Raw genomic sequence first — 18,500 nt, 5'->3', positions numbered from 1 at the left:
TTTGGTTTTTATGGCAGCGGTAATTAAGGATGCCGGGAGGTAGTCTCCCTTTGAGTTAACCATCAAACCCAACCTGCTCATGAATCTCATCCACCTTCAATTCCAAGCGATACGCCACCGCAATAAACAACGCCTGGCACAGACACAACGTGGCGCTCAACGAGCGAAAGGCAAACGACGACCCCTCATTCACCAACAGCACCGCGTTCGCCCGCTTGGCCAGGGGCGACAGGTTGCTGTCGGTGATGATCAGGGTCTTGGCCTGATGATGCTGGGCGATGCGCAGGCAGTGCTGGGTCTCTTTGCCGTAGGGCGTGAAGCTGATGGCGATCACCAGGTCATTGGCGCGCACGCTGCGCATCTGCTCGCGGTAGCTGCCGCCCAGGCCGGAGATCAGGTGGATACGCTTGTTGGTGTGTTGCAGGTTGTAGACCAGGTAATCGGCCACCGCGAACGAGCGGCGCACGCCGACCACGTAGATATTGTCGGCATTCACTACCAGGTCCACGGCCTTGTCGAAGGCCACGTCATCCAGTTCCAGCCCCAGGCGCTCGATGCCGGACAAGGTCGCGTTGACACACTCACGCGCCAGGTCGCCACCACTGGCTTTCTGCGACTTGTTGGCGATCATGCTGCGGATGCGCTGCTGGTAGTTCTGCACCGGCGTGGTCTTGTGGGTGTAGGCCTCGCGGAACAATGCCTGCATCTCACTGAACCCACTGAAGCCAAATCGCTGGGAAAACCGCACGATGGCCGAAGGGTGCACCTCGCATTCGCGGGCGATGTCGCTGATGCGGTCCACCATGATGCGGTCGCTCTGCTGGCTCATGTAGCTGGCGATGCGCTTGAGCTGGCGTGGCAGGCTTTCATATTCGTCGGTGATCAGCTGCAACAGACGTTCGGCATTGATCGGAGGGCTGGCGACGGTGTCTTCCAGGGTGGTCTCGGGATCGGTGCGGGACATGGGCAATCCTTCTGGCATGTTGTTCTGTTGCGCTGATGGGTGGCGCAAGTCTACAGGGTAGGCGCAAAAAAATACCCCGGCATCACGGCCTGCGTGGCCTGCTGAAACGATGCACGGCGGCTGGCATGCCCCTATGCTGACGTATTGGAAAAAATATTCCACTAAAAATAATTATGGAATAAATATTGATTGCCGTCGCCGGACGTTCTAGTCTGCACCCACCAAGAGCGTTTGCCGTCGCCACGGCGGCACAACGCAGGCTGATAAAAATAACAGGAGCCAGCATGGGCCAGACTCGTTTTGCCAGTGGGCGTCAATTGGATCTGATTTGCCTCGGGCGCCTGGGCGTCGACCTCTATGCGCAGCAAGTAGGTGCGCGGCTTGAGGACGTGTCCAGCTTCGCCAAGTACCTCGGCGGTTCCTCCGCCAATATCGCCTTTGGCACCGCCCGGCTTGGTCTCAAGTCGGCGATGTTGAGCCGGGTCGGCGACGACCATATGGGGCGCTTCCTCGTCGAATCCCTGGCCCGTGAAGGCTGCGATGTCAGCGGCATCAAGGTTGACCCGGAGCGCCTCACCGCGCTGGTGTTGCTGGGCCTCAAGGACCGTGAAACCTTCCCCCTGGTGTTCTACCGCGAAAACTGCGCCGACATGGCCCTGCGCGCCGAAGACATCAACGAAGCCTTTATTGCCTCCAGCAAAGCCCTGCTGATCACCGGCACGCATTTCTCCACCGACAGCGTGTACAAGGCCAGCATCCAGGCCCTGGACTATGCGGCCAAGCACAACGTCAAGCGCGTGCTGGACATCGACTACCGCCCGGTGCTGTGGGGCCTGGCGGGCAAGGCCGACGGCGAGACACGGTTTGTTGCCGACCAGAATGTCAGTGCGCATGTGCAGACGATCCTGCCGCGTTTCGACCTGATTGTCGGTACGGAAGAAGAATTCCTCATCGCGGGCGGTAGCGAAGATTTGCTCACGGCCCTGCGCCGGGTGCGCGAACTGACGCCGGCGACTTTGGTGGTCAAGCTCGGCCCGCAGGGCTGCACGGTGATCCACGGCGCGATCCCGGCCCGCCTGGAAGACGGCGCGATCTACCCCGGCGTGCGCGTTGAAGTGCTCAATGTGCTCGGCGCTGGCGATGCCTTTATGTCGGGCTTCCTCAGCGGTTGGATCAACGACGCCAGCGATGAGCGTTGCAGCCAGCTGGCCAATGCCTGCGGTGGGCTCGTTGTCTCGCGCCACGCCTGCGCACCGGCCATGCCGACCCCGGCGGAACTGGAATACCTGTTCAACAGCCCGGAGCCCATCACCCGCCCGGACCGCGACGAAACCCTGCAACGCCTGCACCGCGTGACAGTGCCGCGTAAAGCCTGGAAGCAGCTGTTCATCTTTGCCTTCGACCACCGCTGGCAACTGGTGGACCTGGCCCAGCGCGGCGGCCAGGACACCACGCGCATCAGCGCGATCAAGCAACTGTTTATCCAGGCCATCGAACGTGTGGAACGCAAGTTGAGCGAGCAGGGCGTCGAGGCCGATGTCGGCCTGCTGGCCGATCAACGCTTCGGCCAGGACGCGCTCAATGCCGCCAGCGGTCGCGGCTGGTGGATCGCGCGCCCGGTGGAGGTACAGAACTCGCGGCCCCTGGCGCTGGAACACGGCCGTTCGCTGGGCAGCAACCTGATCGCCTGGCCTCAGGAGCAAATCATCAAGTGCCTGGTGCAATACCACCCGGACGACGAACCGCTGCTGCGTCTTGAGCAGGAAGCCCAGCTCAAGGCGGTGTATGACGCCTCCGTGGTCAGCGGCCATGAGCTGCTGCTGGAAGTCATCCCGCCCAAGGATCACCCGTCCACTTACCCGGATGTGCTGTATCGCAGCCTCAAGCGCTTGTACAACCTGGGTATCTACCCGGCGTGGTGGAAGATCGAGGCGCAGTCGGCCGAGGATTGGAAAAAACTCGATGAGCTGATCCAGGAACGCGACCCGTACTGCCGTGGCGTGGTGTTGCTGGGGCTGAACGCTTCGGCCGAATGCCTGGCCGATGGTTTCCAGCAAGCTAGCCAGAGCACGACCTGCCGGGGTTTTGCGGTGGGCCGCACGATTTTCCAGGAGCCGAGCCGTGCATGGCTGGCGGGGGAGATTGATGATGAGACGTTGATCCAGCGGGTGCAGGCGACCTTTGAACAGCTGATCAACGCCTGGCGCAGCGCCCGAAGCTGAACACCGTCTTTGACTTGAAATGCATTCAAATGTGGGAGCTGGCTTGCCTGCGATAGCGGTCTTCCAGTGACAGATTCATGGCCTGACACACTGCAATCGCAGGCAAGCCAGCTCCCACATAAAGCAGCTCTCATGCAACTTTGAAAAACAATAAAAGGTGCAGCCATGCCCGCAATCCGAATTGGCATCAACCCGATTTCCTGGAGCAACGACGACCTGCCGGCCCTGGGCGGTGAAACGCCCCTGAGCACCGCCCTGCGCGAAGGCAAGGAAATCGGCTACGAAGGTTTTGAACTCAACGGCAAGTTTCCCAAGGACGCCAAGGGCGTCGGCGATGTGCTGCGCCCCTACGATCTGGCGCTGGTCTCCGGTTGGTATTCCAGCCGCCTGGCGCGGCGTTCGGTGGCGGAAGAAATCGAGGCCATCGCTGCTCACGTTGAGCTGCTCAAACAAAACGGCGCGACAGTGCTGGTGTACGGCGAAGTGGCCGATTCGATCCAGGGCTCACGCATCCGCCTGATCGAACGCCCGCGTTTCCACAGCGAGCAGGCCTGGCAGGAATATGCCGACAAGCTCACTGAGCTGGCGCGCTTCACCCTGTCCCAAGGCGTGCGCCTGGCGTACCACCACCATATGGGCGCCTACGTCGAATCTGCGGACGACATCGATCAACTCATGAAGCGCACCGGTCCGGAAGTCGGCCTGTTGTTTGATTCGGGCCACTGCTACATGGGCGGCGGCGAGCCGCTCGAGGTGCTGAAAAAACACATCGACCGCGTCTGCCACGTGCACTTCAAGGACGTGCGCAAGCCAGTGGTGCAACTGGCGCGCAACCAGATGTGGAGCTTCCCGGATTGCATCGTCAACGGCACCTTCACGGTGCCGGGCGATGGCGATATCGAGTTTGGTGAACTGCTCGACGTGCTGCTGGCCGCCCAATATGAGGGTTGGCTGGTGGTCGAAGCTGAGCAGGATCCGGCGGTGGCGCCCAGCTATATCTATGCAAAAAAGGGCTACGACACCCTGCGTGCGCTTCTCACTGAGAGGACAAAAGCATGAGCCTGTTGGTCAAGAGCAACAAACGCGGGCAAACCATGGTTGCCCTCGAAGACGGGCGCCTGGAATACGTGGGCTTTAAAGCCTACCGATTGAGCCTGGGGGAAACCCTGCCGGTCAGCGCCGGCGATAAAGAGTTGTGCCTGGTGCTGCTCAGCGGTCGGGTGAACATCGAAGGCGAGGGTTTCAATTGGCAAAACCTCGGTGATCGCCAGTCGGTGTTTGAAGATAAATCACCGTTTGCCGCTTACTTGCCGCCCGGCACCATCGCCCAGGTTACGGCCTTGAGCGATGTGCAGGTCGCCGTGTGCGCCGCCCCTGGCACCGAAGGCTATGAACCCCGTTTGATCCGCCCGCAAGACTGCAAGCGCAGCGTGCGCGGCAAGGGCGCGAACACCCGCTACGTGTGCGACATCCTGCCGGACACGTCGCCGGCTCATTCGCTGCTGGTGGTGGAAGTGCGCACGCCGTCGGGGCATTCGTCGAGCTACCCGCCGCACAAGCACGACACCGACGATCTGCCGCACCAGAGCTTTCTCGAAGAAACCTACTACCACCAGATCAACCCGCCCCAGGGCTTCGTGTTCCAGCGCGTGTACACCGACGACCGCAGCATCGACCAGGCCATGGCCGTGGAAAACAGCGACCTGGTGGTGGTGCCCAAGGGGTATCACCCGGTCAGCGTGCCGTACGGCTACGAGTCCTATTATTTGAACGTGATGGCCGGCCCCAAGCGTGCCTGGCATTTCCACAACGACCCGCAGCACAGCTGGCTACTGGACCTTTAAGGGGCGCGACATGACCACAACCCGACTGACCATGGCCCAGGCCCTGGTGAAGTTCCTCGACAACCAATACATCGAAGTCGATGGCGTGCAGAGCAAGTTTGTCGCCGGCGTGTTCACCATTTTCGGCCACGGCAACGTGCTCGGCCTGGGCCAGGCGCTGGAACAGGACGCCGGTGACCTGGTGGTGCACCAGGGCCGCAACGAACAGGGCATGGCCCACGCAGCCATCGGTTTTGCCAAGCAGCATCTGCGCCGCAAGATCTACGCGTGTACCGCCTCCGTCGGCCCCGGCGCGGCGAATATGCTCACCGCCGCCGCGACAGCCACCGCCAACCGCATCCCGCTGCTGCTGTTGCCCGGCGATGTCTACGCCAGCCGCCAGCCCGACCCGGTGCTGCAACAGATCGAGCAGTTCCACGACCTGAGCATCAGCACCAACGACGCGTTCCGTTCGGTGAGCAAATACTGGGACCGTATCAACCGTCCCGAACAGCTCATGACCGCGGCGATTCATGCGATGCGCGTGCTCACCGATCCCGCCGAAACCGGCGCCGTGACCCTGGCGTTGCCCCAGGATGTGCAGGCCGAAGCCTGGGATTACCCCGACTATTTCTTGCAAAAACGCGTGCACCGTATCGACCGCCGCCCGGCCACACCGGCGATGATTGGTGACGCGCTGGCCGCGTTCCGGGGCAAGCGCAAACCGCTGATCATCTGCGGTGGCGGGGTCAAGTACTCCGGCGCCAATGCGGCGCTGCAAGCGTTTGCCGAGCGTTTTGATATCCCCTTTGCGGAAACCCAGGCGGGCAAGAGCGCGGTGGTTTCCAGCCACCCGTTGAACGTCGGCGGCATTGGCGAAACCGGCTGCCTGGCGGCCAACCTGCTGGCGCCAGAGGCTGACCTGATCATCGGTATCGGCACCCGTTATACCGACTTCACCACCTCGTCCAAGTCGCTGTTCAAGCACCCGGATGTGAAGTTTCTCAACCTCAATATCAGCCCTTGCGATGTGTTGAAACTCGACGCAGTGCAAGTGCTGGGCGACGCGCAATTGGCCCTTGAAGCCTTGGCGGATGCGTTGGGTGACTACCGCAGCGGTTGGGGCGAACAGGTACGCGAGGCCAAGGCGCAACTCGACGCTGAAGTGGATCGCGTGCATCAGGTGGAATACGACGGCGATGCGTTTGTGCCCGAAGTCGATGACCACCTCGACCGTGGCGTACTGCGTGAATTCATCGAACTGACCGGCTCGTGCCTGACCCAGAGCCGCGTGCTCGGCGTGCTTAATGACACCCTGGCCGACGACGCGATCATCGTCGCCGCCGCCGGCAGCCTGCCCGGCGATTTGCAACGCGCCTGGCGCAGCAAGGGCGTCAACACCTACCACGTCGAGTACGGTTATTCGTGCATGGGCTACGAAATCAATGCCGCGCTGGGCGTAAAACTCGCCGAGCCGACCAAAGAGGTCTACGCGCTGGTCGGCGACGGCTCCTACATGATGCTGCACTCGGAGCTGGCCACCTCGATCCAGGAGCGGCGCAAGATCAACGTGGTGCTGCTGGACAACATGGCCTTTGGTTGCATCAACAACCTGCAGATCGGCAATGGCATGGACAGCTTCGGCACCGAGTTCCGCTACCGCAACCCCGAGAGCGGCAAGCTCGACGGCGGCCTGGTGCCGGTGGACTTCGCCATGAGTGCAGCGGCGTATGGCTGCAAGACCTACAAGGTCAGCACCGTGGAACAACTCGAAGCGGCGCTGGCGGATGCGCGTACACAAACGGTGTCGACGCTGATTGATATCAAGGTCCTGCCGAAAACCATGATCCACGGCTACCTGTCGTGGTGGCGAGTGGGTGTGGCGCAGGTGTCCACCAGCGAGCGCACGAATGCTGCTGCAAAAAAACTCAATGAACAGCTGGCGAAAGCCCGGCAGTACTAATAACAAGAGGAGTTTTTACATGTCGTTGAAGCTTGGAGTAATCGGCACCGGCGCCATCGGCCGTGACCACATCCGTCGTTGCAGCCAGACCCTGCTCAACAGCCAGGTGGTGGCGGTGACCGACATCAACCTGGAGCAAGCGGCCAAGGTGGTGGCGGACTTGAATATCAGCGCCGAGGTGTATGCCGACGGCCACGCGCTGATCAACGCGCCAGAAGTCGAGGCGGTGCTCGTCACCTCCTGGGGCCCGAGCCACGAAGAGTTCGTGCTCGCGGCCATCGCTGCGGGCAAGCCGGTGTTCTGCGAAAAACCCTTGGCGGTCACCGCTGCCGGCTGCCGCAAGATCGTCGATGCCGAAGTCGCCTACGGCAAGCGCTTGGTGCAAGTGGGTTTCATGCGCCCGTATGACGAAGGCTATCGCGCCCTGAAAGCCGTAATCGATAGCGGCCAGATCGGCGAGCCGCTGATGCTGCACTGCGCGCACCGCAACCCGACGGTGGGCGAGAACTACAAGACCGACATGGCCATCACCGACACCCTGATCCACGAACTGGATGTGCTGCGCTGGCTGCTCAACGACGACTACGTGTCGGTGCAAGTGGTGTTCCCGCGCAAGACCAGCAAGGCCCTGGCCCACCTGCGCGACCCGCAGATCGTGCTGCTGGAAACCGCCAAGGGCACGCGCATCGACGTGGAAGTGTTTGTGAACTGCCAATACGGCTACGACATCCAGTGCGAAGTGGTGGGGGAGACCGGTATTGCCAAGCTGCCGGAGCCTTCACAGGTGCAGCTGCGCAGTGGCGCCAAGCTGTCCAATGCGATTCTGATGGACTGGAAGGACCGGTTTATCGGTGCGTATGACGTGGAGTTGCAGGCGTTTATCGACAGCGTGCGCGCCGGGCAGGTGGGTGGGCCGTCGGCGTGGGATGGGTATGCGGCAGCCGTCGCTGCGGATGCGTGTATCGAAGCGCAGAACAGCGAGCAGATTGTGAAAGTGAGCTTGCCGGATCGCCCACACTTCTACGGCTGACCCCAATCCTACAGGTGGAACGCAGTTCAAAATGTGGGAGCGGGCTTGCTCGCGAATGCGGTACATCAGCTACAGATAGGCTGACTGACACGCCGCTTTCGCGAGCAAGCCCGCTCCCACATTTAGATTGGGTTTCCACTTTTTAGAAGGAGTGAAACCATGCGAATCGGACTAGTCGGCTACGGCCACGGAGGGCGCTTCTTTCATGCGCCGCTGATTGCAACCTTGCCCGGCGCCACCTTTGTCGGCGTCGTCACACGATCCCCCGAACGCCGCCAGCAGTTAGCGAGCGATCATCCTGGCCTCAAGGCCTTTGACTCCATCGGCCAGATCGTTGAAGCCGGCGTTGACGCCCTGGTCATCTCCACCACCCTCAAAGGCCGCCCGGCCCTGGTACTGGAAGCCATCGAGCACGGCATCCCGGTGGTCAGCGACAAACCCTTCGCCGCCAACGCCGAACAGGCCCAGGCGTTGATTACCGCCGCCGAACGCCATGAGGTGCTGCTCAGCGTCTACCAGAACCGGCGCTGGGACTCGGATTACCTGACCCTGCGCAAACTCATCGATGCCGGCGCCCTGGGCAGCATCACCCGCTTTGAATCCCGTGTGGAGCGCTACAGCCCGCAGGCCGTCGGCAATGCCAGCGGCGGCGGCTGGTTGCGTGACCTCGGCAGCCATCTGGTGGACCAGGCCCTGCAACTGTTCGGCCCGGTGGATCGGGTGTTCGCGCAGTTGCAGTTCAGCGCGGAGCACCCGAGCCTCGACCATGGCTTTTTCGTCTGCCTGACCCACGCCAATGGGGTGATTTCCCACCTGTGGGGCAGCGCCTTGCAAAACAGCCAGGCGCCGCGTTTTCGCGTAACTGGCACCTTGGGTTGTTACACCGTCGAAGGACTCGACGGCCAGGAGGAGGCGTTGATGGCCGGCAAGACGCCGAAAACCGAAGGCGAGCATTGGGGCGCGGAAGAGCACCGGCGCTGGGGCTGGTTCGAGCAAGGCCCGGAACGCGAGCGGGTGCCGTCGGAAAAGGGCTGCTGGACGCAGTTCTATCAGCAGTTGCAACAGGCTGTACAAGGGCAGGGGCCGTTGCCGGTGGATGCCTATGACGCGCTGGAAACCACCCGTATATTGGACGCCGCACGCCTCAGCGCCGAGCGGCAGCAGGTGGTTTCAACAAAAATAGAATAAAATTCTAAAACAGGTTGATATGGAAATTATTTTCCAATAAAGTCTTTTCCAGGTTGCATAAAGTACGTCTCGGCCTCGATCCGGGCGACTCAACAAAAACAAGATCAAAAACAACCAGGTACCGTCAGATGAAAATCTTCAACGCTGTACTGCGAGTTTTACGCCCAGCCCTTGCGCCACGCGGCCTGCCCCGCGCCCGGCCGTTCTACTTCTCCTTTCTCAATGTGTTGTGCGTCGAAAACAAAGGCGCGCTGGTGTGCTGCATTCCAGGTGCACCCGTCGTCCGGCTGCCTGCCGAGCTCTGATAAACGCAACGTCCAAAAAACCAACAAGAAACTGGAGACAGACCGTTCATGAAGACCCCGATCCGTTTTACCGCGCTGGCCCTGTCGCTGTTGCTGGCCAGTGGTGCTGCTTCGGCTGCCGATCTCAAGATAGGCGTGAGTATGTCCGCCTTCGACGACACCTTTCTTACCTACCTGCGCGAAGACATGGACAAACAAGCCAAGTCCTACCCAAAGGGTGACGGCGTGCAACTGCAGTTCGAAGATGCCCGCGCCGATGTGGTGAAGCAACTTAGCCAGGTCGAAAACTTTATCAGCCAAAAAGTCGATGCAATCATCGTTAACCCGGTTGATACAGCCTCGACTGCGAACATTATCAAGGCTGCCACTGCGGCGAAAATCCCGCTGGTATTCGTCAATCGCCGGCCTGACAGCGCAACGTTGGCCCCCGGCGTAGCTGCGGTAACCTCGGACGACGTCGAGGCGGGCAAGCTGCAAATGCAGTACATCGCGGAGAAGCTCGACGGCAAAGGCAATATTGTGATCCTGCTGGGTGATTTGGCGAATAACTCCACCTCCAACCGTACCAAAGGCGTGAAGGAAGTCCTGGCCAAATACCCGGGCATCAAGATCGAACAGGAGCAGACCGGGATATGGCTGCGTGACAAGGGCATGACTCTCGTCAACGATTGGCTGACCCAAGGGCGCGACTTCCAGGCGGTGCTCTCGAACAACGACGAGATGGCGATCGGTGCTTCCATGGCCCTGAAGTCGGCAGGTAGGAAAGGCGTGCTGATCGCCGGTGTCGACGGCACGCCGGATGGTTTGAATGCGATCACTAAGGGTGACATGACTGTGTCGGCTTTCCAGGATGCCAAGGGCCAAGCGGACAAGTCGGTTGAGACAGCGCGCAAGATGGCTAAGAACGAGCCTATCGAGCAGAACGTGGTGATCCCGTTCCAGCTGATCACCCCCGAAAACGTCAAAGACTTCAAATAACAACAATAAGCCAGCAGGGCAGCTGCGGTTGCCCTGCCGATGGAGTACCTCCCTATGCTCGCTCAAGCCACTGTCTCGCAGCCTCCCGGTGTCCAGCCGATTGAGTTGGAAGAACCCTACCTGTTGGAAATCGTCAACATCAGCAAAGGCTTTCCCGGCGTCGTGGCCCTGGCCGATGTGCAGCTGCGCGTACGCCCCGGGACGGTACTGGCGCTGATGGGCGAGAACGGTGCGGGCAAATCGACGCTGATGAAAATCATCGCCGGCATCTACCAGCCCGACGCCGGGGAAATCCGCCTGCGGGGCAAGCCCATCGTGTTCGAGACGCCGCTGTCAGCACAAAAGGCCGGGATCGCGATGATCCACCAGGAACTCAACCTGATGCCGCACATGAGCATCGCCGAAAACATCTGGATCGGTCGCGAGCAGCTCAACGGCCTGCACATGGTCAACCACCGCGAAATGCACCGCTGCACCGCCGAGTTGCTGGCACGCCTGCGCATCAACCTGGACCCGGAAGAACACGTCGGCAACCTGAGCATCGCCGAACGGCAGATGGTCGAGATTGCCAAGGCGGTGTCCTACGACTCCGACATCCTGATCATGGATGAACCGACTTCGGCCATTACCGACAAGGAAGTGGCCCACCTGTTTTCGATCATTGCCGACCTCAAGGCCCAGGGCAAAGGCATCGTCTACATCACCCATAAAATGAACGAAGTGTTTGCGATTGCCGATGAAGTGGCGGTGTTCCGCGACGGTCATTACATCGGCCTGCAACGCGCCGACAGCATGAACAGCGACAGCCTGATCTCGATGATGGTGGGCCGGGAGTTGAGCCAGTTGTTCCCGGTGCGCGAGACGCCCATCGGTGACCTGCTGATGTCGGTGCGCGAGCTGACGCTGGACGGCGTGTTCAAGAATGTCTCGTTTGACCTGCACGCTGGCGAGATCCTCGGCATCGCCGGGTTGATGGGTTCGGGGCGTACCAACGTGGCCGAGACCATTTTCGGCATTACCCCCAGCAGCAGCGGCCAGGTCACCCTGGACGGCAAGGCGGTGCGCATTACCGACCCGCACATGGCCATCGAGAAAGGCTTTGCGCTGTTGACCGAGGACCGCAAGCTCAGCGGCCTGTTCCCCTGCCTGTCGGTGCTGGAGAACATGGAAATGGCCGTGCTGCCGCACTATTCGGGCAACGGGTTTATCCAGCAGAAAGCCCTGCGTGCGCTGTGCGAAGACATGTGCAAGAAGCTGCGGGTGAAAACCCCGTCCCTTGAACAGTGCATCGACACCTTGTCCGGCGGCAACCAGCAAAAAGCCTTGCTCGCGCGCTGGTTGATGACCAATCCACGCCTGCTGATCCTCGATGAGCCGACGCGGGGCATCGACGTCGGCGCCAAGGCCGAGATCTACCGCTTGATCTCCTTCCTCGCCAGCGAAGGCATGGCGGTGATCATGATTTCGTCGGAGCTGCCCGAAGTGCTGGGCATGAGCGACCGGGTCATGGTGATGCACGAAGGCGAATTGATGGGCACCCTGGATCGCTCCGAAGCGACCCAGGAAAAAGTCATGCAGTTGGCTTCCGGTATGACGGCAGTTCACTGACGTACAGAATAAAAAAAGGTGATGGGCTATGAACGCAATAACGGATAACAAACCGGCCACGGCGCCGACCAAGACACGCCGGCGCATGCCGACCGAGCTGAGTATCTTCCTGGTGCTGATCGGCATCGGCCTGGTGTTTGAGTTGTTTGGCTGGATCGTGCGTGACCAGAGCTTCCTGATGAACTCCCAGCGCCTGGTGCTGATGATCCTGCAAGTGTCGATCATTGGCCTGCTGGCGATTGGTGTGACCCAGGTGATCATCACCACCGGGATTGACCTGTCATCCGGCTCGGTGCTGGCGCTTTCGGCGATGATCGCTGCCAGTTTGGCGCAGACGTCCGACTTTTCCCGGGCTGTGTTCCCGAGCCTGACAGACTTGCCGGTGTGGATCCCGGTGGCGATGGGGCTGGGCGTGGGGCTGCTGGCGGGGGCGATCAATGGCAGCATCATTGCCGTGACCGGTATCCCGCCGTTCATTGCCACCCTTGGCATGATGGTCTCGGCCCGTGGCCTGGCGCGTTACTACACCGAAGGCCAGCCGGTGAGCATGCTCTCGGATTCGTACACGGCCATCGGCCATGGCGCGATGCCGGTGGTGATCTTCCTGGTGGTGGCGGTGATTTTCCATATCGCCCTGCGTTACACCAAGTACGGCAAGTACACCTACGCCATCGGCGGCAACATGCAGGCGGCGCGCACCTCCGGTATCAACGTCAAGCGTCACCTGATCATCGTCTACAGCATCGCCGGCCTGTTGGCGGGCCTGGCCGGTGTGGTGGCCTCGGCGCGTGCTGCCACCGGGCAGGCGGGCATGGGCATGTCCTATGAGCTGGATGCGATTGCCGCTGCGGTAATCGGCGGTACCAGCCTGGCAGGCGGGGTAGGGCGCATCACCGGCACAGTGATCGGTGCGCTGATCCTGGGCGTGATGGCCAGCGGGTTTACGTTTGTTGGGGTGGATGCGTATATCCAGGACATCATCAAGGGCTTGATCATTGTGGTGGCGGTGGTCATCGACCAATACCGCAACAAGCGCAAACTGAAGCGCTGACTCAATCTCCTGCCAGGCGCAGGAAAAAATGTGGGAGCGGGCTTGCTCGCGAAAGCGGTGGATCAGTCACAGAGGTTTTGACTGGCAGGCCGCATTCGCGAGCAAGCCCGCTCCCACATGGGGTCTGGCGCTGGCCCGTTCCAACCGTTTGTCTTCTATATAGCTCCACAACACTGAATTTCTTGCTATAAACGCACTCCGATAACCGTCCAATAAGCCCGTCCTGGTGCTTTTAAGGGTTTTCTCGGAAAAATTGCCTGTCTTTTCAGTTGCTGCGCCCTCAAGTCGGCCTTAGACTGCCGCCCCTCGTAAATTGAGTGCCGGGTGGCGCTTGAAATGGACGGCGCCCTTCCGAGACCTGCAGAGGTCGGCCGGAACGCTCCCTTATTCGCCTTAATGCACGTATTTTTTATAGAGAAATCAATGACAAAGGAAAAGTTGCTGGCCATGCCGGCGGATGACTACATGAATGCCGAACAGCACGCTTTTTTTGAGCAGTTGCTGCAAGACATGAAAGTGGAACACCACGAGCGCATTGAGCAGAACCGTATCGCCATTGAAAGCCTGGACACCCCGGCCGACCCGGCTGACGCCGCTTCCGTCGAAGAAGAGCGTACCTGGCTGGTGAATGCCATCGACCGCGACCAGCGCATGCTGCCGCAACTTGAGCGTGCACTTGAGCGCATCAAGGAAGATTCCTTTGGCTGGTGTGATGACAGCGGCGAGCCTATCGGCCTCAAGCGCCTGCTGATCAGTCCTACCACCAAGTACTGCATCGAAGCGCAAGAGCGCCACGAGCAGATCGACAAGCACCAGCGCCAAGCTTGATGCGCTGAAGCTGGGGGGCGCACACGTGGCCCCCAGGCAATACCCGTTTCGCCCCGTCTATTGATCTGCTGCAAGCTACCCCACTAAAGGCCCATGGATAATGGCTAGATAGTGGCGTTTAATGCAGCGACAATAATGACAAACAGTGGGGTGACGACGATGGCTGGAGACGGATCTCTGATGGGCGCAGCAGTGCCACCGCAAACGGTGGCGCGCGGGCTGCCCGGCTGGCTGACGCCGCTCTTGCAGAGCACCGCCCTGGTGCTGATTCTGTTGGGCATGGTGTTTGCCGGCCTGCCGCTGTACTTCTGCCTGCCACTGGCCTTGCTGGTGATCTGGCTACCTCGCCTGAAAAACCCTACGCCTGTTGTCGCGCAGTCTGCTGCCACCGACGCGATTGGCGAATTGACGCGTGATTTGTCCCATACCACCAGCCATAACGCGCTGTCCGCTGCCGGCGTGGCCTACTCGGTCAAGCAACTGGCGGCCCGCCTGCAATCGCAGTTGAGCGCGGCCAAGCAGATCGTCAGTAGCGCCGAAGTGATGATCGGCACCGAGCAGGTCACGTCCCAGCTCAGTCGCCAGGCGCTCGGTGCTGCCAGCCAGGCCCATCAGCGCAGTACCGAAGGGCGTGAGGTGTTGGCGCAGTCCATCACGCGCATGCACCAGCTCAGCCAGCGCGCCAATGCCAGCCGTGAATTGATCGAGGCCTTGAGCCAGCGCAGTGAGGAAATCCAGCGGGTGACCCTGGTTATCCAGTCCATCGCCAGCCAGACCAACCTGTTGGCCTTGAACGCAGCGATCGAAGCAGCGCGCGCCGGTGAGCACGGTCGTGGGTTTGCTGTGGTTGCCGATGAGGTGCGCGGGTTGGCCGGGCGTACCGCCACGGCGACCGATGAAGTCGGGGTGATGGTCGCGGATATCCAGCAGCGCACGGCCCAGGTGGTGGAGCAGATTCGCCAGCTGTCGGCAGACCTCAACACCGGTGTCGAGCAGGTGGAACACGCCGGCGAACAGTTGGCGAATATCGCCAGCCTGGCCGCCGATGTGGAAGGGCAGGTCAATGAAATCGCCCAGGGTACCGACACCAATCGCACCCAGCTCGACAGCCTGTTCCATGCCGTGGAGCAAATGCGCAGCGACTTGGCGGTGAGCGACCAGCAAACCCGGCAACTGGCCGATGCCGCCGTGCAGATGGAAGGGCAGGCTGAAACCATCAGTGAGCGTTTGGCCGAAGTCGGGCTGGATGACTATCACCAGCGCATCTATGACCTCGCCCGTGAAGGCGCAAGCCGCATCGCTGAGCAGTTCGAGGCCGATGTGTTGCAAAACCGCATCAGCCTGGACGACTTGTTCGACCGCAGCTACACGCCGATCCCGAACACCCGTCCGAGCAAGTACCACACGCGGTTCGACGGTTACACCGACCAGGTGCTGCCGGGGATTCAGGAGGCGTTGTTACCGCGTCACGAGGGCTTGGTATTCGCCATTGCCTGCACGCCGCAAGGCTATGTGCCGACGCACAACAAGGCGTTTGCCCAAGCCTTGACCGGCGATGCCCAGGTGGATGCGGTGCAGAACCGCACCAAGCGCAAGTTCGAGGACCGCACCGGGATTCGCTGTGGCAGCCATCAACAGGCGGTATTGCTACAGACCTACACCCGCGACACCGGCGAGTTGATGCATGACCTGTCAGTGCCGATCATGGTCAAGGGCCGGCACTGGGGTGGGTTGCGACTGGGGTACAAGCCGGAAGGCGTGTAGAGGCGAGGGGGTCAGGAGGTCAGCGCGCCCGAATCGACGGCGGTCTTGAGCGCCTTTGCGGCTTCTTTTCCCGCGATGGCGGCGGCGTCTGCGGTCTTGAACCAACGGTCCTTTTCCACCTGGTGCGTGGTGACAGCCTTCAGTGGCGGCTTGGCGCGCATCACGATGACTGCTTGAAACTCCCCGTCTACTTCCCTGGCGTCGCCATGGATGAAAAATTCACCAATATCAAATTCCGTCACGTATAGCCTTCCCTTCAAGGTAACTGCACTGATGAAACCTGACCCGCTGGGGGCAAACTTCAATCGACGGGCCAGTATGGCAGTTGTTGGCGGGCGGCGGCGCGGTAAAGTCAGCCAGGTGACGAAACGATTGCGCCTTGGAGGTCATACAGGCTGGCTTCCAATGCCTTGGCTAATTGGCAGGCCTGGATATGGTCGCTGCGAAAACCTTTGATCCGGCCGCTGGTCACTTCGCGGATATGAAAGAAGTTCCTGCCGGCAGGTACAACTTGGTAAAGAACCGAATACGAGTACCCACTGAGGCTTTGCAGGCAGTAGTATTGGTGCTCGTCATGCCAGGATGAATGAGTGCTGGCAGACGCAGTATTGTGTTGACGTGGTTGCATGGTCAGCTCCTATCGGTCGATCTTCGTGACACGCCAGCAGCGTTTCAGGTGGTTTTGACCTGTGCTGCTGTTTTAGTATTGTCGTCGCCGGCCGATATTAGGTTCCATGCCAGGTATATTGTTTTGTGTAGGTTGTCGGAAACCACGCTTTTTAATAGGGTTATTCTCTGAAGCGGGTCGCCCCGTATTCCCCGGGTCGGCGAACCTGTGATTTGCTGTGATGCCTGGTGACCTTGCATAAGGTCCATCGAGTACGTCTGTACTCGTCTTGGGGCGCAGCATCGGGAGTCTCATCAGTTTTTTTCAATGAACAGGTTGTGTGATCGTGCCGTAACGGCCGTATTTTTGTGCTGTCTGCTCTGGCGGTCAGCACTTCTTTTAATGTGGGGGCGTTTCCTTGGCAGTCAGTAATCTGGATATGCACGCGTTATTCGTGCTGGGTGATTTGCGCGCAAAGTTGGTCAAGCTGTTCCAATCCCGTTTTGTTTACGTCACTGAACAGACGCCGGAAGGTATTTACATCGCCGAGATCGATACCGAGACGGCGCTGGTGGTGGATGACAAACAGCGCCTGGAACTCAAGGTGGGTGACCATTTTCGTGCGGCGGTGTTGCCCAGTCGCGAAGGTGGCAAGTTTGAATTGAAGTTTCGCGATATCAAGTTGACGGTGTACGGCCTGGGCGATTACGCCTTTGTTTCCAGCACCGAAGGCCAGGGCATTGTGTTCAAGGAAGGCCATAGCGTGATGCTGGTGTTTGCCGCCAATGAACAATTGCAAGAAGGCCTGACCAAGACCCTCAAGGCCGTGACTGGCAAGGCTGCCAAGTGGCGCAAGGGTGAACTCGTTACCTTCAAGGCCAGTGAGTGAGTTGTAAACGCCACGTGTAATTCGTCTCTCCCGGAACCTCTACTACAGTTGAGTTGACTTAACTATTCAGAGGCTTCGCGCATAGGCAGCAAAGCCGTCCGCTGTTGCTGCGAAAACGCGAGGTGCACAGGCATGAAAGGAATTAGAGCGCTGTTGGCCGTGTCGCTTACGACACTGAGCCTGTCGATGGTTTCACTGCCGGTATCGGCTGCCCAGGCGCCGATTCATTTCGCCGACCTGAACTGGGAAAGCGGCAGTCTGATCACCGAGGTGCTACGGGTTATCGTTGAAAAGGGCTATGACTTGCCCACCGACACCTTGCCGGGCACCACCATCACCCTGGAAACGGCCCTGGCCAAGAACGACATCCAGGTGATCGGCGAAGAGTGGGCCGGCCGCAGCCCGGTGTGGGTCAAGGCCGAGGCGGAAGGCAAAGTGGTGGGTCTGGGGGATACGGTCAAGGGTGCGACCGAGGGCTGGTGGGTGCCCGAGTACGTGGTCAAGGGCGACCCGGCCAAGGGCCTCAAGCCACTGGCGCCGGACCTCAAGCGCGTGCAGGACCTGGCGCGCTACAAGGACGTGTTCAAGGACCCGGAGTCGCCCGGCAAGGGGCGCTTTCTCAACAGCCCGATCGGCTGGACGTCCGAGGTGGTCAACGCACAAAAGCTCAAGGCTTATGGCTTGAGTGACAGCTACGTGAATTTCCGCAGTGGCTCGGGGGCGGCGCTGGATGCCGAGATTGCTTCGTCGATCCGCCGGGGCAAGCCGGTGCTGTTCTATTACTGGTCGCCGACACCCTTGATGGGGCGCTACAAACTGATCCAGCTGGAAGAACCGGCCTTTGATGCCGACGCCTGGAAGACCCTGACGGATGCCGACAACCCCAATCCCAAGCCGACACGGTCGTTGGCGTCCAAGTTGAGCATTGGTGTGTCGACGCCGTTTCAGCAGGAATACCCGCAGATTGCGGCGGTTTTCACCAAGGTTGAGTTTCCCATTGAACCGCTGAATAAGGCGTTGGCGACGATGAGTGAGAACCATACGGCGCCACGGGAAGTGGCACAGGTGTTTCTCAAGGAGCATCCGGAGGTGTGGAAGGCGTGGTTGCCGGAGGATGTGGCGCAGAAGGTTGAGGCGAGCCTGAAGTAACCTCGGTGTCACTGTCGGATACACATCCAAACTGTGGGAGCGGGCTTGAACTGGTCAAGTAATCTTGGACACCGATTAAGGTTCATGCCGCCAACCTTTCCTTCGCGACCGGCGACCGGTAGTCGTTGTAG

General features: G+C 60.2%; 17 protein-coding genes. 14 read left to right on the top strand and 3 right to left on the bottom strand.

The window, feature by feature from the left end; all coding sequences use genetic code 11:
- Positions 1–55 precede the first annotated feature (55 nt).
- Positions 56–964 carry a MurR/RpiR family transcriptional regulator gene (locus ACZRMO_RS28715; protein ID WP_463975079.1) on the bottom strand — a complete coding sequence of 303 codons (909 nt, stop codon included), beginning with the start codon at positions 962–964 and terminating at the stop codon, positions 56–58.
- Between the two features lie 284 nt (positions 965–1,248).
- Between ACZRMO_RS28715 and ACZRMO_RS28710 the strand changes: the two genes are divergently transcribed.
- The 12 genes from ACZRMO_RS28710 to ACZRMO_RS28655 all read left to right on the top strand — a co-directional run bounded on the left by ACZRMO_RS28710 (position 1,249) and on the right by ACZRMO_RS28655 (position 15,724).
- Positions 1,249–3,186, top strand: a complete 1,938-nt coding sequence (locus ACZRMO_RS28710; RefSeq protein ID WP_463975078.1) for a bifunctional 5-dehydro-2-deoxygluconokinase/5-dehydro-2-deoxyphosphogluconate aldolase — start codon at positions 1,249–1,251, stop codon at positions 3,184–3,186.
- Positions 3,187–3,351: 165 nt separating this feature from the next.
- Complete coding sequence (gene iolE, locus ACZRMO_RS28705) at positions 3,352–4,245, top strand: myo-inosose-2 dehydratase (protein ID WP_463975077.1); 894 nt, start codon at positions 3,352–3,354, stop codon at positions 4,243–4,245.
- Positions 4,242–5,030 carry a 5-deoxy-glucuronate isomerase gene (gene iolB / locus ACZRMO_RS28700; protein WP_463975076.1) on the top strand — a complete coding sequence of 263 codons (789 nt, stop codon included), beginning with the start codon at positions 4,242–4,244 and terminating at the stop codon, positions 5,028–5,030. The genes iolE and iolB overlap by 4 nt, the downstream gene beginning before the upstream one ends.
- 10 nt (positions 5,031–5,040) lie before the next feature.
- Positions 5,041–6,972: a 3D-(3,5/4)-trihydroxycyclohexane-1,2-dione acylhydrolase (decyclizing) gene (gene iolD, locus ACZRMO_RS28695; RefSeq protein ID WP_463975075.1), complete on the top strand. Its 1,932-nt coding sequence runs from the start codon at positions 5,041–5,043 to the stop codon at positions 6,970–6,972.
- Positions 6,973–6,991: 19 nt separating this feature from the next.
- Positions 6,992–8,002 (top strand): bifunctional inositol 2-dehydrogenase/D-chiro-inositol 1-dehydrogenase, encoded by a 1,011-nt coding sequence (gene iolG / locus ACZRMO_RS28690; protein WP_463975074.1) that lies wholly within the window; start codon positions 6,992–6,994, stop codon positions 8,000–8,002.
- Between the two features lie 159 nt (positions 8,003–8,161).
- Positions 8,162–9,190, top strand: a complete 1,029-nt coding sequence (locus tag ACZRMO_RS28685; RefSeq protein WP_463975073.1) for a Gfo/Idh/MocA family protein — start codon at positions 8,162–8,164, stop codon at positions 9,188–9,190.
- A gap of 128 nt (positions 9,191–9,318) precedes the next feature.
- On the top strand, positions 9,319–9,495 hold the full coding sequence (locus ACZRMO_RS28680) for a hypothetical protein (protein WP_167337367.1): 177 nt from the start codon (positions 9,319–9,321) through the stop codon (positions 9,493–9,495).
- A gap of 48 nt (positions 9,496–9,543) precedes the next feature.
- On the top strand, positions 9,544–10,473 hold the full coding sequence (locus ACZRMO_RS28675) for a sugar ABC transporter substrate-binding protein (RefSeq protein ID WP_463975072.1): 930 nt from the start codon (positions 9,544–9,546) through the stop codon (positions 10,471–10,473).
- 54 nt (positions 10,474–10,527) lie between these two features.
- Positions 10,528–12,081, top strand: coding sequence for a sugar ABC transporter ATP-binding protein (locus ACZRMO_RS28670; RefSeq protein ID WP_463975071.1), 1,554 nt, complete (start codon positions 10,528–10,530; stop codon positions 12,079–12,081).
- Positions 12,082–12,109: 28 nt separating this feature from the next.
- Positions 12,110–13,132 carry an ABC transporter permease gene (locus ACZRMO_RS28665; RefSeq protein WP_124526318.1) on the top strand — a complete coding sequence of 341 codons (1,023 nt, stop codon included), beginning with the start codon at positions 12,110–12,112 and terminating at the stop codon, positions 13,130–13,132.
- A 423-nt stretch (positions 13,133–13,555) separates the two neighbouring features.
- Positions 13,556–13,960 (top strand): TraR/DksA family transcriptional regulator, encoded by a 405-nt coding sequence (locus ACZRMO_RS28660; protein ID WP_010564800.1) that lies wholly within the window; start codon positions 13,556–13,558, stop codon positions 13,958–13,960.
- A gap of 135 nt (positions 13,961–14,095) precedes the next feature.
- A complete protein-coding gene (locus ACZRMO_RS28655; RefSeq protein ID WP_463975070.1) occupies positions 14,096–15,724 on the top strand; it encodes a methyl-accepting chemotaxis protein in 1,629 nt (542 codons plus the stop codon).
- Between the two features lie 11 nt (positions 15,725–15,735).
- Here ACZRMO_RS28655 and ACZRMO_RS28650 read toward each other — a convergent pair whose 3' ends face one another.
- Both ACZRMO_RS28650 and ACZRMO_RS28645 read right to left on the bottom strand, forming a co-directional pair.
- The gene (locus ACZRMO_RS28650) at positions 15,736–15,966 is read right to left on the bottom strand and encodes a hypothetical protein (RefSeq protein WP_017735805.1); all 231 of its coding nucleotides are present in this window, start codon (positions 15,964–15,966) and stop codon (positions 15,736–15,738) included.
- 110 nt (positions 15,967–16,076) lie between these two features.
- Positions 16,077–16,352: a hypothetical protein gene (locus ACZRMO_RS28645; protein ID WP_463975069.1), complete on the bottom strand. Its 276-nt coding sequence runs from the start codon at positions 16,350–16,352 to the stop codon at positions 16,077–16,079.
- A gap of 418 nt (positions 16,353–16,770) precedes the next feature.
- Here ACZRMO_RS28645 and ACZRMO_RS28640 point away from each other — a divergent pair, with 418 nt between their 5' ends.
- Together ACZRMO_RS28640 and ACZRMO_RS28635 are read left to right on the top strand one after the other, a co-directional pair.
- Positions 16,771–17,220, top strand: coding sequence for a hypothetical protein (locus ACZRMO_RS28640; protein WP_017735803.1), 450 nt, complete (start codon positions 16,771–16,773; stop codon positions 17,218–17,220).
- 132 nt (positions 17,221–17,352) lie between these two features.
- Positions 17,353–18,369, top strand: a complete 1,017-nt coding sequence (locus tag ACZRMO_RS28635; protein ID WP_463975068.1) for an ABC transporter substrate-binding protein — start codon at positions 17,353–17,355, stop codon at positions 18,367–18,369.
- Positions 18,370–18,500: the final 131 nt, after the last annotated feature.

This window comes from Pseudomonas sp. B611 (assembly GCF_055407965.1).
The sequence above is the reverse complement of the archived record's forward strand: the minus strand, read 5'-3'. Positions and strand labels throughout refer to the sequence as shown.

Excerpts from the sequence above, each read along its gene's own strand:
- ACZRMO_RS28670 (WP_463975071.1), top strand. The coding sequence starts at position 10,528 with ATGCTCGCTCAAGCCACTGTCTCGCAGCCTCCCGGTGTCCAGCCGATT.
- ACZRMO_RS28645 (WP_463975069.1), bottom strand. The coding sequence starts at position 16,352 with ATGCAACCACGTCAACACAATACTGCGTCTGCCAGCACTCATTCATCC.
- iolD (WP_463975075.1), top strand. The coding sequence starts at position 5,041 with ATGACCACAACCCGACTGACCATGGCCCAGGCCCTGGTGAAGTTCCTC.
- ACZRMO_RS28655 (WP_463975070.1), top strand. The coding sequence starts at position 14,096 with ATGACAAACAGTGGGGTGACGACGATGGCTGGAGACGGATCTCTGATG.
- ACZRMO_RS28675 (WP_463975072.1), top strand. The coding sequence starts at position 9,544 with ATGAAGACCCCGATCCGTTTTACCGCGCTGGCCCTGTCGCTGTTGCTG.
- ACZRMO_RS28665 (WP_124526318.1), top strand. The coding sequence starts at position 12,110 with ATGAACGCAATAACGGATAACAAACCGGCCACGGCGCCGACCAAGACA.
- ACZRMO_RS28685 (WP_463975073.1), top strand. The coding sequence starts at position 8,162 with ATGCGAATCGGACTAGTCGGCTACGGCCACGGAGGGCGCTTCTTTCAT.
- ACZRMO_RS28635 (WP_463975068.1), top strand. The coding sequence starts at position 17,353 with ATGAAAGGAATTAGAGCGCTGTTGGCCGTGTCGCTTACGACACTGAGC.
- ACZRMO_RS28680 (WP_167337367.1), top strand. The coding sequence starts at position 9,319 with ATGAAAATCTTCAACGCTGTACTGCGAGTTTTACGCCCAGCCCTTGCG.
- ACZRMO_RS28710 (WP_463975078.1), top strand. The coding sequence starts at position 1,249 with ATGGGCCAGACTCGTTTTGCCAGTGGGCGTCAATTGGATCTGATTTGC.
- iolE (WP_463975077.1), top strand. The coding sequence starts at position 3,352 with ATGCCCGCAATCCGAATTGGCATCAACCCGATTTCCTGGAGCAACGAC.
- iolB (WP_463975076.1), top strand. The coding sequence starts at position 4,242 with ATGAGCCTGTTGGTCAAGAGCAACAAACGCGGGCAAACCATGGTTGCC.
- ACZRMO_RS28715 (WP_463975079.1), bottom strand. The coding sequence starts at position 964 with ATGTCCCGCACCGATCCCGAGACCACCCTGGAAGACACCGTCGCCAGC.
- ACZRMO_RS28640 (WP_017735803.1), top strand. The coding sequence starts at position 16,771 with ATGCACGCGTTATTCGTGCTGGGTGATTTGCGCGCAAAGTTGGTCAAG.
- ACZRMO_RS28660 (WP_010564800.1), top strand. The coding sequence starts at position 13,556 with ATGACAAAGGAAAAGTTGCTGGCCATGCCGGCGGATGACTACATGAAT.
- iolG (WP_463975074.1), top strand. The coding sequence starts at position 6,992 with ATGTCGTTGAAGCTTGGAGTAATCGGCACCGGCGCCATCGGCCGTGAC.